Here is a 14162-nt window from a genome sequence, read left to right on the forward strand (position 1 = left end):
CGATCCGTTAAAGTCCTGTTAACCGTCTGCTGGCCTTATGAATACGGAGGCGTTGCGTGGTTGCTCCGGGTCAAGCCGAGAGGAAATCGCAGTCATGGGCAGCGTACTGGCATTTGCGCCGCGGGTTGCGGCAACGGTCCGAAAACCACTCGCCGCGGGCGACACGGCGTCGATCGTGATCTTCCCAGGCATACGCTATGAGCGTCACGAGCCGGAGCCGCGCCAAGCGGCCGCCGGCCGCGCGGAGACGAAACGGGACAAGCCCGAGCCGCGGCATTAGAGCGGGTTACGTTCCCTGGATTCGCCATCCTCAAGCTGACCGGCTTGGCCGGAAAACTCATTCCTCGGTACAGGCGAGCCTTGCGAGGAATTCCGATGTCGCCTCTTCCCAGGTCGGATCCGGCACGAAGCTGCGCACCAGAACGATGCCTTCCCCGATAGGCACCTGGACGAAGATCGCTTTCTGAAAACTCTCCGGCACGGCCTTGCGCACCTCGATCATCTGATCGGAGGTGAGCACGACGAAGTCGAGCGCACCCCTGTCGGTGGCGCGGTCGTTGAACGAATAGACGTTCTGGCCGGCGCGGTTGTAGATCGACACCGACCAGAAGGGGACGGTGCCCGGCGCGCGCAGGTGGACCGGGCCGTTGGTGAGGTCGAACCGGCAGGCGGAGGCATGGAAGAGCGGGCCGGCGGCCTTGACGATGGGCGGGCTGCCGTCGGCGGCGTCGATGCGCACGGCCTTGTAGAAATCCCCGGCCTCGGCGAGGCTCGACCACGCGTCGCGCTCGGAGAACTGCGGCAGGAGCAAGAGCACCGCGATGTGCACGATGCCGGCGCCGACGAGGCCGATCAGGCAGGCGTAGAACAGCCTAAGCATCGCAACCGACCTTGACGATGGAGGGCAGCACGACGTCGGAGGCGCCGGTGCTGGACGCGATCGGCGTGTCGAAGAAGGTGAGCACGAGCGTCATCGGGCCGGTGCCCGAAAGCGCCAGCCAGTTGCCGGGGGCGGGATGGGCGCCGGCCGCGATCGACACGGAATTGTCGGCGAGGCGAAGCACCTGGTAGGAGTGCAGCGCGCCCGAGCGCCGCGTGCCGGCGGAAATGACGGCGCCTGCCGGATCGGCGGCGTAGAGGGTCCAGAAGCGGGCAGAGGGCACCGGCCCCTCGATGCGGTAGCTGCATTCGCGCCGGAGCGCGCCGCCGTCGGAATCGCGCTGGGCGGAGAAGGAAAGCCCTTCGGCGCGGCCGAGCGTGAGCAACCCTTCGCGGGCGACGCGCGCGCGGGAGTAGGGGTCGGCGTCGAGCGTGCCCATCAGCGGGAAGGCGGTCCACTCGCCGATGGTGACGGCGCCGACGCTTTCATTGGCCTTCAGCGTGTACCAGACGCTGGCGCCGCCCCCGACAATGGAGATGCAAAGCACGACGAAGGTGAGGAAGGCGGTTTTCAGCATGGATCGCCGGTTGGAACGAGCCGCTTCGGATAGCGCGGGGGCGACCTCGATGGCAAGCGGGACACGCCGGGCCGGTACGGCTAGAGCGCCGAAAGGGTTTCGGGTTCCGGCGGCGCGTCGATGACGGAAGAGTTCTTGAAGACGTCGGCGATGGCGCGCAGCGCCCTGGTGGTCGAGCCCGACAACACCGGGCGCCGCTCGATGTCGCCGAGTTCGTCCTCCTGCTTCTTCTGCTTGGCCTCGGCCTTGGCGATGACCGTCGCGTCGACGAACGGATTTTCGATGCCGGGGATAGGCTTCAGGTCGACATTCTCGTGCGCGTAGGTCATCAGCCGGTTCCAGACCATCGCCGGCAGGGAACCACCGGTCATGCGGCGGGTGACGGAGAAGTCGTCATTGCCGAGCCAGACGGCGGCGAGATAGTTGCCGGTGTAGCCGATGTACCAGGCGTCGCGATAGGACTGCGTGGTGCCGGTCTTGCCGGCCGAGCGGATGGTGGGTAGGGCGGCGCGCCGCGCGGTGCCGCGCTCGGGTACCTGCACCATCATCGAGTTCATGTAGCCGACGGCGGTCGTCGAAAGCACGCGTTTGGGTGGCGTGGCATCCTTGTCCCAGTCGTAGAGCACGTCGCCAGAGCGCGTGAGGACCTGCGTGATGCCGTGGCGGAGCCCCGCCATGCCGTTGTTCTGGAAGACGCTGTAGCCCGTCGCTTGGTCGAGCACGGTCATGCCCGAGATGCCGAGCACCATGGTCTTGTGGGAGCTCACCGTCGATTCCACGCCCATCGCCTCGGCCATCGCCTTGATCGGCGGGATGTCCAGATAGTCCTTGGCGAGCCGGACCGGCACGGTGTTGATCGATTTCACCAAGGCGGTGGTGAGGTCCATGCCGCCGCCGTAGCTGCGCGCATAGTTCTTCGGCGCCCACTTGCCCCAGGTGATCGGCCCGTCGGACACGATCGAATCCGGCGTGAAGCCGTGCTCCATGGCGACCGCATAGACATAGGGTTTGAAGGAAGAGCCGGTCTGACGCAGCGCCTTGGTGGCGCGGTTGAACTGCGACTGGCCGTAGTCGCGCCCGCCGACCATGGCGCGAACGGCGCCGCCGACCTCCATGACCACCACGGCGCCTTCGGTGACGCCGTATTCCTTGCCGTGCTGGCGAAGGTTGTACTCGACGGATTCCTCCGTCGCGCGCTGCAGGTTCATGTCGATCGTGGTGCGCGCGACCATCGAACGCACGCCGGACTTGGCCGTAAGCCGCTTCACTTCCTCGAACGCCCAGTCGAGGAAATAGTCGGGCGTGTTGCGGTCGCCGCGGTCGACGATGTCGGCGGGATGGAGCCGCGCCTGCAGCACCTGGCCGTCGGTCATGAAACCGCCCTGCACGAGGTTGGTGAGAACGACGTTGGCGCGGGCGCGCGCCGCCGGCAGGTTGACGTGCGGCGCGTATTTGGCGGGCGCCTTGAAGAGACCGGCAAGCATGGCGGCTTCGGCGAGGTTGAGGTCCTTCACCGACTTGCCGAAATAGAAGTCGGCCGCAGCGGTGATGCCGAAGGTGCCGCCGCCCATATAGGCGCGGTCGAGATAGAGCTGCAGGATTTCCTTCTTGGACAGGTTCATCTCGAGCCAGATGGCAAGGAAGGCTTCCTTGACCTTGCGCTCGATGGTGCGCTCGTTGGAGAGGAAGAGGTTCTTCGCAAGCTGCTGCGTCAGGCTGGAGCCGCCCTGCACGACGGAATTGGCGCGCATGTTCTCCGACATGGCGCGCAAGAGGCCGAGGAAGTCGATGCCGTAATGCTCGAAGAAGCGGCGGTCCTCGGTGGCGAGCACCGCCTTGATGACATGGTCGGGCATCTCGTCGACGGGGATCGACTCGCGCTGGATGATGCCGCGCTGGCCGATCTCGTTGCCCTGGCGATCAAGGAAGGTGACGGCGTAATCGTCCTGCGCGCGCCAGTTGCCTTCGGTCTCCTCGAAGGCTGGCATGGCGAGCGCCAGCATGACCACGGAGCCAGCCGCGCCCATGGTGAAACCTTCGCCGAGGAGCTCGAAAAACACCCGTTTCCAGCCGGTGTAGCGGAAGCGGCGGAAGAAGATGGTGAACGTTTCCCAGATCTCGCTCGCCTTGAACCCGATCTCGTAGAATGCCGAGTCGATCCATGCGTCGATCGCCATCAGGCGCGTCGCTTTGGGGCTCTTCGGTTTGCGCGGCATGGGACGGTTCATGGTCGACGATTCACTCGGCGGCGTCCGGCTCGGGCTGCGATCGATACTGGAAAGCTTTGGAGGCGATTTCAGGGCGTAGCCCGCCTGCGCCCCGACCGCCGTCTTGTCACCGATTTTTGCCCCCGCGGCAAGGGGAATCAAGGGTTGTCGCGCCAAACCCGGCAGCTATTGCAAAGAAGGCACTGTCAGGCCGCCTCGCCGCCGGAAAACCCGAGGAGGGGCGCCGAATCGGTCCCGGAAGGCGGCGTTGAAGGTGGAAAGGTCGCCGAAACCAGCCTCATAAGCGATCGCCGAGACAGGGTCGCGGCTTGAGAGCAGGCCGAGCGCCGCCCGGCGGAGCCGCACGGTCAACAGCATGGCTTGCAATGAGCCACTGCGCGGCATGGGCGATGTGGGGAGAGGATATGCAGCTTCACCGCGCGACAGCCCTGAAGGCTGCCGATCGCGCGGGAGCACTCGACATGGAAAATGCGGATGCGCGGATGATATTGGGCTACATCCACGCCTACGAAGGGGATCTCTCCCGCGCCGACATGGAGTTCGGCGAGGCCCTGCGTCTCAATCCCAACTATGCCGACGCCTGGGCCCTGCAGTCCGACCTGCGTGTCTTCCAGGGAAGGGCCGGGGAAGGGGTCGAAAGCGTCCAGAAGGCCTTCCGGCTCAACCCATATCCTCCACGAGTCTATTTTTGGGTGCTGGGCTTCGCCAACTATGCCGCGCGCCGTTATGAGGAGGCGATCGAGGCGATCGAGGCGTTGAAGCACGAAACGACTTATCGAACGGGCTCCCAGCGGGTGCTCGCCGCCAGCCTGGCGCAACTGGGCCGCCTCGACGAGGCGAAGGCGGAGGCTGCGCTGTTCCTTTCCGACAATCCCGGTTTCCAGGCCCGACGCTGGGCCGATATCCATCCGTTTCAGAATCCGGACGACCGGGAGCACTTTGTCGAAGGGTATCTCAAGGCTGGTTTGCCGAAATGAGGCGCCCAGCGGGCAGGATGGGGTATCAAGAAAAATAGGAAAAAAGTCCTAATTATATACGTGACAAAGTACGATTCGGCGGGTTATGATTCGTTTGCGTGACAGGCCGGAAACTGTGGAAAAAGAAAAGGTGTCAAGCGGGTTGGAATTTGGCTTGACATGATTCATGGTGGGCAGCGGTGGAGCTAGTCGGAATTGAACCGACCTTAGGTACTTGATGAGGGTCCCCGAAGGCGAACCTGCTAGCCCCACTACGACAGAGACCCGACGACGGTCTCTGAAGGCACCCATAGCGGGTAGCGCCAGCTAATGGGCCAAAAGGCGAGCCGGTGATCTTACGTGGGTGCAACCACTGGATCATCGGCGCTCGTCGCATTAGCCCTTCCAGCAAGAGGCGACTCGTTTTGTCCTGACAAGGATTCGTTTTGATCCTTGGCCGTTATTTTGCAGATTCCCCGAGAAATCGAGGTGGATAGTGGGGAAAGAGGACCAAAAGGCCGACGATAAGCGGTTCAACGACACGCTCAAGCGGATGCTGAAAACGCCGCCGAAGCCGCACGATAAAGCTGCTGACAAAGAGACTCGGAAGCAATCCCCCAAGTCTCCAAAGAAAGAGACTCGCTAATTTTGTAGCCTGTCGCTAAAACCCGAGAGTTATGCTCAATGCCGATTCAAATTCAGGGGTCGGCTCTTGGTGGGGGCCGCTTCAACACATCAAGCTTGGGCCCGGCGTAGTGGGAAGAACCGCGCCGGTTGCTGTTGCATTGTTACTGGTGTTGGGGATGGCGATTTTCGCCGTGAGGTCTGACCCTTGGATGGTTGTAGGCCTAGCCGCATGTGCGTTTCTGGCCGCTGGCTTATACATATGGAAGGCGTTCAACTACGCGGAGAGTCATCCGAACCATTCAGTTTTGGATGGCGCCGAACTTGTCCGCTATCTCGAAGTTGAGCAGTCGGCAAAGTTGCCGCCTCCAACCATCGACCTGACAGCGGAACCAACGTCTAACCCGGCCCCAACGCAAATTGGGACACCCGGTCATGGCTAAACTGTACATGGTGACCGTGCGCTGGGTAAAAACACCGGCTAACCCAAAGTTGATCGATGAAGCTCTAACCCCGATAGCGCTGGACTGGATTAGGTTCCACGCATGGACTTGGCTCCTTTGGACGGAGAAATCTCCCGACCAGATTACGAACACGATACGCCTTCGCCTAAAGCCGGAAGATCACCTTCTGGTCATGCCCATCGCGCCCGATGCATACGAAGGGTGGGCTCTGCCTTGGGTTTGGGACTGGATAAGACCCAAGATGGAAGAACTTAAGCGCCACTGATCTTTCGCTTGCGGATAGCTAACAGCCTTCGCGCTTTCTGCTTAGGCGTAATCGGCTTCACCAATCCGCCGATAGGTAAGGCGCTTGCCTTCGATCATGGCAAGTAACTGGTCATGGCGCTCGCGGTCGGTGATCTTGAGCGCGGCGCGGCGATTGTAGCGGAAATCGAACTCGGCAAGATAGCGATGCAAATGTGCTTCGCCGCAATGCTGGTAGACACCAACCATGCCGCGCTTGAACACCGAAAATACATTCTCGATTGTGTTCGAATGCACGACAACATCGCCCTCGCGGCGGGCATATTCGCCAGCGGAATGTTTGGTGGTCTTGTGCGAGGCGTATTCCTCGCCGGTGCGGGTGTAGAGGCGGGACTCGTCGGTGTAGAGGGTGGAGGCGCGGTCAGCGTTGCGGACCAGAACGTCGCGAACGGTTTCCCTGTTGGCGTCGTTCAAATGGAACATGCGGGACTTGCCGCCGCGCTCGACCAGACCGACGACGATGCGCTTGTCAGCGCCGCCAGCCTTGCCCGACTTGGTAGGCGTAGCGATGCGGCCACGAGCGAGCTTACGAGGCGTCTCGCGCTTACCGATATACATCTCGTCGGCTTCGATGGTTTTGCCTTCGCCACCAAGCGGGCCGGACGAAGCAACGTCTTCCTTCATGGCTTCGCGGATACGATGCGCCATGAACCAGGCGGTCTTGTAGGTGACGCCAAGCATACGGTGAAGCTGATGGGCGCTCATGCCCTTCTTGGACGAAGCCATGAGGAAGGTAGCCAGCAGCCAGACGTTCAAGGCGATCTTGGAACGCTCGAATACGGTGCCAACGGTGACGGTGAACTGCTGGCGGCATTCCATGCAGTTGTAGAGGCCGGGACGATGCGCCTTGCCTTCCATCTTGGTAATGCGCTCGCCGTCGATGTTGCCGCAATGCGGGCAGGACGGGCCATGCGGCCAACGCTGGGCTTCAAGATGCTCGCGGGCTGCGTCGGCGTCGGTGAAAATCGGGTGGTCGAGGCGCATATCGGTAACTCCTTGGTTCTCTTATGAGTCCAAGGCCGTACTTTGTCAAGTATATAATTAGGAAAAAAGTCCTTGACGCCGTGACGGTGGTCTGCTAGGATTTCGCTATCGTCGGAAAATTGCGCGTGGTTGAGAGGATCGCGGCCGGGTCGCGCTGCTCTGCACCAGTCGTTGACGTCGCCTGTCCCCCTTTCGGGTCACCTTCCCCCGTGAACCGGGCGAAGGGAAAAAACTCAGGAGCATCAAGATGATACGTAAGCCGCTCGCGCAGTGGCGGGCGATCCGCGCGCTCGTGGAAGACGCGCGACCGACCATCGAACTGGTCGCGCAGGCGACCGGCCGCTCGGCGCGCCGGATCGCGATCGAGGCGAAGCGCGCAGGCTGGGAACTCGATCGGGAGCCGGAGGAAGACATCGGCGGCAAGGTGCGGGAGGTCGCCCGCATGCTGCTCGCCCGAATCGAGGAGGCGGGCCGGACCGCGCTGGAAAACGGCGGCAAGATCAACAAGAGCGAAATCGAAACGCTGTCCCAGCTGATCAAGAGTCTCAACGGGCTGATCGGTATCGACGGAGGCAAGCGGGCCGAGGAAATCGCCAGAAAGAAGCAGATCAGGACGGATGAAGACCGGGCGGCGATCCTCGAACGGATCCACGAACGTATCGTCGAGCTTGCGCAGGAGCTCGCTGAAAAAATGGTGCGAGAGCGAGATCGGGCTGCACGGAGCTGACGCGCTCGATGGGTCGTGGTTTTTCTCCGCGCGGCTGGAGCAATATCCGCTCGGGAAGGACCCGAGGCCCGCCTGCTGGCTGGTCACCGGCGGGCGCGGCTCGGGCAAGACAAGGCTCGGCGCCGAATGGGTGGATGGGCTGGTGCACGGACAGCCGCCCTTCGCGCAGGAAAGGCAGCGCTACGGGCTGATCGCGCTGGTTGGCGAGACGCTCGCCGATGTGCGCGAGGTGATGATCGAGGGGCCGTCGGGCATCCTTGCCGTCTCGCGCGTCGAGCGACCGCGCTTCGAGGCGTCGCGGCGGCGGCTGGTATGGCCGGCGAGCGGCGCGGTGGCGCACATGTTCTCGTCAGAGGACCCCGAGAGCCTGCGCGGGCCGCAGTTCGACGCGGCATGGTGCGACGAGGCAGCCAAGTGGAAGAACGCGGAGGCGACCTTCGACATGCTGCAGTTCGGGCTGCGGCTGGGCTCGCGGCCGATGCAGATCATCACCACCACGCCGCGGCCGACAAGGCTGATGAAGATGCTGCTCGCCGATCCCCAGGTGGCGCATGGGAGGCTGCCGACGGAGAGGAACGCGAAGAACCTGGCGGCGGGTTTCGTCGAGGCGCTGACGAAGCGTTATGGCGGCACCCGGCTCGGCCGGCAGGAGCTGGAAGGCGAGCTGGTCGAGGACCGCGAGGACGCGCTGTGGTCGCGCGAGATGCTGGCCGGTGCCTTTGTCCAGGAGGCGGGCGAGATGCGCCGCATCGTCGTGGCGGTCGACCCGCCGGCGAGTTCCAGAAAGACTTCGGACGCCTGCGGCATCGTCGCGGCGGGGCTCGACGGCGAGGGCAGGGCGGTGGTGCTGGCGGACGCGACGCTCAAACGCGCTAAGCCGCGCGACTGGGCGACTGCCGCGGTGGCGCTCTACCACCGGCTTGAGGCGGATGCGATCGTCGCCGAGGTGAACCAGGGTGGCGACATGGTGACGGCGGTGATCCGCACCGTGGACGAGACGGTGCCGGTGAAGGCGGTCAGGGCGAACAGGGGAAAATGGCTGCGCGCCGAGCCGATCGCCGCGCTCTACAGCCAGGGCCGGGTGAAACACGCGGGACGCTTCGCCGAGCTTGAGGACGAGATGTGCGATTTCGGCCCGGACGGGCTGTCAGGCGGGCGCTCGCCGGACCGGGTCGACGCGCTGGTCTGGGCGGTTGGCGAGTTGATCCGCAACGGCGGTGAGCCAAGGATCAGGGACTTCGTCTGAGGGAGTAAGTGAGTAGGGGAGATAGGGGAATAGGGGCCGCCGTAGGTGGTGCCGCTCGAAGTTCAGCTCGAGCTCTTAAATCCCTTGTTCCCTTACTAACCTACTCGCCTACTGCCCTACTGCCTTTTCAAAAGGAAAACACATGAAGTGGAACTGGCCCTGGAAAAGGGACGGCGGACGGATCGTGCCCGAGGGCAAGAGCGCCACCGGCTTCGTCGCGCTGCATGCGGCGGGCGAGGCGCACTGGACGAGGCGCGACTATGCAGCGCTGGCGCGCGAGGGGTTCATGAAGAACCCGGTCGTGCACCGCTCGGTGCGGCTGATATCGGAGACGGCCTCGGCGGTGCCCTGGCTGCTCTACGAGGACGGCGGGGAACTCGACACGCATCCGCTGCTCGACCTGCTCGACCGGCCGAACCAGCGGCAGGCGGGCGGGTCGTTCCTGGAAGCGCTCTACGGGCATCTGCTCTTGTCGGGCAGCGCCTATGTGGAGATCGCCTCGGCGGGCGAAGACGCGCGCGAGTTGCATCTTCTGAGGCCCGACCGCGTGTCGGTGCTGACGGATGCGGCCGGCTGGCCGACCGCGCTGGACTATCGCGAGGGGAGCGCAAAACGCAGGGTTGGCGTGGGTGTGGCTGGTGAGGGCGCGCTGCAGCTTTCGCTCTTCCACCCGCTCGACGACCACTACGGCTTCGCGCCGCTGGAGGCGGCGCTGATGGCGCTGGACATCCACAATGCGGCGGGGCGATGGAACAAGGCGCTGCTCGACAATTCGGCAAGGCCGTCGGGCGCGCTGGTCTATGCGCCGAAGGAGGGCGGCAACCTCTCGGACGAGCAGTTCGACCGGCTGAAGGCGGAGCTGGAGGACGGCTATTCGGGCGCGGCCCGCGCTGGACGGCCGCTGCTGCTCGAAGGCGGGCTCGACTGGAAGGCGATGGGCCTGACTCCGAAGGACATGGATTTCATCGAGGCCAAGCACGGGGCGGCGCGCGACATCGCGCTCGCCTTCGGCGTGCCGCCGATGCTCTTGGGCATCCCCGGCGACAACACCTATGCGAACTACCAGGAAGCGAACCGCGCCTTCTACCGCATGACGGTGCTGCCGCTGGTGGCGAGGACGGCGAAGGAGTTTTCGGCTTGGCTGGGGCAGGCCTTCGGCGAGGGGCTGAAGCTCTGGTACGACGCCGATCTGGTCGAGGGGTTGACGGCCGAGCGCGACGCGCTCTGGGCAAGGGTCGGGGCGGCGAGCTTCCTCAGCGACGACGAGAAGCGCGAGATGGTGGGGTATGGGCCGAGGCAGCGACCAGCGCGAGCATGACGGTGCCGATCACGAGCAATTCGCCGCCGGAAGCCATGGGAGGAATCCCGAGGCTGATCGGGAGCAGCCAGGTTCCGACATTCAAAGCCATCTGGATGGCGGAGACCGCCAACAGGACCGGCAATGGCCACCGTTCCGGCTCCTTGGCCTTCGAAGGCTGAAAACTGCCGGCATAGGCAAAGACGAAGACCGGGATGAGAACGGTAACGATAGCGACGTATGCCATCTCGACGAACGGTACGGAGACGAACGGCCAATCGTGCAGGTCGCTTGGCAGCAGGACCTGGGCATGTCCGGCGACCACGCCGGCGAGGTAGGATGGCCACAGCAGGATCGAGGTTTTCGCTACACCGCCGGCGGACACGTTTCGCGACAGGAGTTCGTTGGCGAAAGCGACAAGCGCCAGCCCGGCCACCAGCGACAGAACTACGACCAGCAAATGACGTTCCGAGATCTGTCCGACGTGGAAGAGGTTGGCCAGCACGGAAAACTGCTCGGGAAAACCGGCAATCGCCATCATCGCCATCAACGGCCAGAAGCCGCCACCGAGGTCGGGCGGTCCAAAATCGTCCGCCAGCCAGATCAGCAACGCCGTGCTGCCGATGAACGTGGCCAATCCGACCGGCACGAAGGCGATCGCGTCGGGCCTGACGATCCCCCCGGCGATCATGGCCAGCAGGATGCCGAAGCCGTGCCAAGCCGCCACCGCGAGGGACAGGACGAAAACGATGACGGCCAGACGCCGCGCATTCCGGATCGAGGAGCCTTGCCATTTGGCCAGGGGCGGGATCGCCAGCTTGGCGACCTCCACATAAGCCAGGACCGTGAAGAACGGCAGAAGGCCGAGTGCGAAGATCGAGAAAAGGATCGGTGCGCTGTCCAGCAGCGAGTAGCGTTTCGGGATGTTGTCGAGGTCGAGGCCCGGCAGCGGGATGTGCCAGCCGACCACCAGCACAGCGAACAGCGCGGCCATTTGGACCATCGCGGGTCGCCTTGGACAGAGCCGGAAAGCCAGGCCTTTCAATCGTTCAACTTGGCTCCTGTTCGGACCGGATCTCAATAGAGTTGTATTTCACAGCAGATCGCAAGTGAAGCCGAGTAGTGCTTCGCCTGCGGAAGCTTGTAGAACCTGAACCGCGAGGAGTTCGACATGACGGATATTTCCGGCACCGCCTGGCTGTGGGCGGCCAAGGGCGCCGGCGCGGTCGCGGGGTCGGCTGTGTCGCTGGCCTATATCCTGCCGCACGGACGGCGGGAGGCGGCGGTGCGTTTCGCTGTCGGTGTCGTGTGCGGCCTCGTCTTCGGCGGCACGGCGGGCGTCAAGATCGCGGTCGAGCTTGGCGTGCAGCGCTGGCTCGGAACCGCCGAGACGATGCTGATGGGGTCCGCGGCGGCGAGCCTCTGCGCCTGGTGGGCGGTAGGAGCGGTCATCAGGGTGCTGAGGCGGAAGTAGGCGGGGGGGTGGACGATGATCCGCCGTCTGTCCGGTCCACCCCTACCGCGAGTGCAGATGTCACACATTTCGACATCATCCTCGGGCTTGTCGCGAGGATCCGCCGAGGTCGATGGGTTTGGGCCTACGGCGATATCGATGTTTGTAACGACTGACCGCCTGCAGCAGATCCTCGGGACAAGCCCGAGGATGACGGTGTTGAGGGCATCGAGAATGACGGCGTTGAGGGGCATACGCCAAAATCGGTCGCAATAGCCGCTGCCACACGATTGCATCAGGCCGGACCGTCACCGGCACGGCTTCAAAACAAGGAAACAGGATGATTGGCGAGCGGAAGTTCGTCGGGCTGACGCTCGACGAGGTGGAGCCGGACGGCGTGTTCTCGGGCTATGCGAGCCTGTTTGGGCGCGTCGATCTCGGCAAGGACGTGGTGGAGAGGGGCGCCTTTTCGGCGTCACTGAAGGCGCGCGGCGCGGCGGGCATACGTATGCTGTTCCAGCACGATCCGGCTGAACCGATCGGTGTGTGGACCGAGATCCGCGAGGACGCGCGCGGGCTGTTCGTGCGGGGGCGGCTGGCGAAGGACGTGGCGCGGGCGAGGGAGGTGCTGTCGCTGATGCGAGGCGGCGCACTCGACGGCCTGTCGATAGGCTTCCGCGCGGTCAAGGCGAAGAACGATCCGAGGAGCGGCGTGCGCCGCATCCTGGAGGCGGACCTCTGGGAAATCTCGGTGGTGACGTTCCCGATGCTGCCCGACGCGCGCATCGATATGGTGAAGGGTCGCCGGCGGCGGCTGCCGACCACGAGAGAATTCGAAGGCTGGCTCACGCGGGATGCGGGGCTGACGAGAGGCGAGGCCAGATGCGTGATCGCAAGAGGCTTCGCCAGCCTGGCTGGCGCGCGGGATGCCGCCCCGGACGGACGCCTCACGGACAGGATCCGAGAGGCGACACGCATGATGACGACACCCAAGACAAGAACATGGGAAACGACACGATGACCGAACAGAACCTTGCCCGCGCGCCGGAAGCGAAGTCGGCGGGCAACCATGCCGAACTCGCCGACGCGTTCGACGAGTTCATGACGACCTTCGAGGCGTTCAAGGACACGAACGACCGCCGCCTCGCGGAACTGGAAAGCAAGAACGCCGACGTGCTGACGGTCGACAAGGTCGACCGCATCTCGAAGGCGCTCGACGAGCAGAAGCGTGCGATCGACAACCTCACGCTGAAAGGGATCCGGCCGACGCTCGATCGCGGCGGGCGGTCGTTTCCGTCCGAGCACAAGCAGGCCTTCGATGCCTACATGCGCTCGGGCGACGACCGCCTGATCCGCGCGCTCGACACCAAGGCAATGTCCTACGGCTCCGGCCAGGACGGCGGCTATCTGGTGCCCGACGAGACGGAGACCGAGATCGGCAAGCGGCTCGCCGAGCTGTCGCCGATCCGCTCGATCGCAGCGGTGCGCCAGGTCTCGGCGGCAGTGCTGAAGAAGCCCTTCTCCGTGACCGGGCCCGCTGTCGGCTGGGTCGCCGAGACGGCGGCGCGTCCGCAGACGAATACGGCGACGCTCGCCGAGCTCTCCTTCCCGACCATGGAGCTCTACGCCATGCCGGCGGCGACCGCCTCGCTGCTCGAGGACACGGTGGTCGACCTCGACCAGTGGATATCGGGCGAGGTGGAGGCGGCCTTCGCCGAACAGGAAGGCGCGGCCTTCGTCGCCGGCGACGGCACCAACAAGCCGAAGGGTTTCCTCGACTATACCAAGGTTGCGGAATCGAGCTGGGTGTGGGGGCAGATCGGCTATGTCGCGACAGGCGTCTCGGGCGACCTGCCGGCCAGCGATCCGTCGGACATACTGATCGACCTGGTCTATGCGCTGAAGTCGGGCTACCGGCAGAACGCCAACTGGGTGATGAACAGGAAGACGCAAGGCTCGATCCGCAAGCTGAAGGACGCCGACGGCAACTATCTCTGGCAGCCGCCGGCGGCGGCAGGCCAGCGCGCGATGCTGATGGGCTTCCCGCTGGTCGAGGCGGAGGACATGCCGGACGCCGGCGCCAACACGACGCCCATCGCCTTCGGCGATTTTTCGCGAGGCTACCTCGTCGTCGACCGCACCGGAGTGCGCGTGCTGCGCGATCCGTATTCCGCCAAACCCTACGTGCTGTTCTACACGACCAAACGCGTCGGCGGCGGGGTGCAGGATTTTGATGCGATTAAGTTGCTGAAGTACGGCGTAAGCTGAGTTCTCTCCTGCCGGGAGGACGGCAGATGGGACGAGTCTCTTAGACGTGCACCGCCTCTCATCCGCCTGCCGGCATCCTTCTGCGGGTGGAACTGCAGGCAATCGAATACGGCTGAGGGGTCGCCACGCCCTCGTCCACCGTCATCCTCGGGCTT

General features: G+C 64.2%; 14 protein-coding genes. 8 read left to right on the forward strand and 6 right to left on the reverse strand.

Translation table 11 applies throughout. The annotated features are described in order from the left end of the window. The first annotated feature begins 94 nt into the window (after nt 1–94). Nucleotides 95–280, forward strand: a complete 186-nt coding sequence (locus D8676_RS12660; protein ID WP_121581256.1) for a hypothetical protein — start codon at nt 95–97, stop codon at nt 278–280. A gap of 57 nt (nt 281–337) precedes the next feature. Here D8676_RS12660 and D8676_RS12665 read toward each other — a convergent pair whose 3' ends face one another. The 4 genes from D8676_RS12665 to D8676_RS12680 form a co-directional block, all read right to left on the reverse strand. Next, nucleotides 338–880, reverse strand: a complete 543-nt coding sequence (locus D8676_RS12665) for a DUF1254 domain-containing protein (RefSeq protein WP_121581257.1) — start codon at nt 878–880, stop codon at nt 338–340. Then, nucleotides 873–1457 carry a DUF1214 domain-containing protein gene (locus D8676_RS12670; protein WP_121581258.1) on the reverse strand — a complete coding sequence of 195 codons (585 nt, stop codon included), beginning with the start codon at nt 1455–1457 and terminating at the stop codon, nt 873–875. Before D8676_RS12670 ends, D8676_RS12665 begins: the two co-directional genes overlap by 8 nt. An 80-nt stretch (nt 1458–1537) precedes the next feature. Beyond that, nucleotides 1538–3685, reverse strand: a complete 2148-nt coding sequence (locus D8676_RS12675) for a PBP1A family penicillin-binding protein (RefSeq protein ID WP_121581259.1) — start codon at nt 3683–3685, stop codon at nt 1538–1540. Between the two features lie 165 nt (nt 3686–3850). Beyond that, a complete protein-coding gene (locus tag D8676_RS12680; protein WP_121581260.1) occupies nt 3851–4069 on the reverse strand; it encodes a helix-turn-helix domain-containing protein in 219 nt (72 codons plus the stop codon). On the opposite strand from D8676_RS12680, the gene D8676_RS12685 reads away from it, so the two are divergent. Next, nucleotides 4051–4662 carry a hypothetical protein gene (locus D8676_RS12685; RefSeq protein ID WP_121581261.1) on the forward strand — a complete coding sequence of 204 codons (612 nt, stop codon included), beginning with the start codon at nt 4051–4053 and terminating at the stop codon, nt 4660–4662. The two genes, D8676_RS12680 and D8676_RS12685, sit on opposite strands and share 19 nt — an antisense overlap. Before the next feature lie 1373 nt (nt 4663–6035). On the opposite strand, the gene D8676_RS12695 is transcribed toward D8676_RS12685, so the two are convergent. Further along, nucleotides 6036–7016, reverse strand: a complete 981-nt coding sequence (locus D8676_RS12695) for an IS1595 family transposase (protein WP_121581263.1) — start codon at nt 7014–7016, stop codon at nt 6036–6038. A 247-nt stretch (nt 7017–7263) separates the two neighbouring features. Here D8676_RS12695 and D8676_RS12700 point away from each other — a divergent pair, with 247 nt between their 5' ends. The 3 genes from D8676_RS12700 to D8676_RS12710 all read left to right on the forward strand — a co-directional run bounded on the left by D8676_RS12700 (nt 7264) and on the right by D8676_RS12710 (nt 10307). After that, complete coding sequence (locus D8676_RS12700) at nt 7264–7743, forward strand: hypothetical protein (RefSeq protein WP_121581264.1); 480 nt, start codon at nt 7264–7266, stop codon at nt 7741–7743. A gap of 34 nt (nt 7744–7777) precedes the next feature. Continuing rightward, nucleotides 7778–8989, forward strand: a complete 1212-nt coding sequence (locus D8676_RS12705) for a terminase family protein (RefSeq protein WP_245426803.1) — start codon at nt 7778–7780, stop codon at nt 8987–8989. Between the two features lie 142 nt (nt 8990–9131). Further along, nucleotides 9132–10307, forward strand: coding sequence for a phage portal protein (locus D8676_RS12710; RefSeq protein WP_121581266.1), 1176 nt, complete (start codon nt 9132–9134; stop codon nt 10305–10307). On the opposite strand, the gene D8676_RS12715 is transcribed toward D8676_RS12710, so the two are convergent. After that, on the reverse strand, nt 10243–11289 hold the full coding sequence (locus tag D8676_RS12715; RefSeq protein ID WP_121581267.1) for a hypothetical protein: 1047 nt from the start codon (nt 11287–11289) through the stop codon (nt 10243–10245). The genes D8676_RS12710 and D8676_RS12715 overlap by 65 nt on opposite strands. A 168-nt stretch (nt 11290–11457) precedes the next feature. Between D8676_RS12715 and D8676_RS12720 the strand changes: the two genes are divergently transcribed. The 3 genes from D8676_RS12720 to D8676_RS12730 all read left to right on the forward strand — a co-directional run bounded on the left by D8676_RS12720 (nt 11458) and on the right by D8676_RS12730 (nt 14007). After that, complete coding sequence (locus tag D8676_RS12720; protein ID WP_121581268.1) at nt 11458–11760, forward strand: DUF6107 family protein; 303 nt, start codon at nt 11458–11460, stop codon at nt 11758–11760. A gap of 319 nt (nt 11761–12079) precedes the next feature. Then, a complete protein-coding gene (locus tag D8676_RS12725; protein ID WP_121581269.1) occupies nt 12080–12760 on the forward strand; it encodes an HK97 family phage prohead protease in 681 nt (226 codons plus the stop codon). After that, a complete protein-coding gene (locus tag D8676_RS12730; RefSeq protein ID WP_121581270.1) occupies nt 12757–14007 on the forward strand; it encodes a phage major capsid protein in 1251 nt (416 codons plus the stop codon). Before D8676_RS12725 ends, D8676_RS12730 begins: the two co-directional genes overlap by 4 nt. Nucleotides 14008–14162: the final 155 nt, after the last annotated feature.

The sequence above is a fragment of the Mesorhizobium sp. YM1C-6-2 genome, assembly GCF_003666685.1.
Taxonomy (GTDB): Bacteria; Pseudomonadota; Alphaproteobacteria; order Rhizobiales; family Rhizobiaceae; genus Mesorhizobium_K.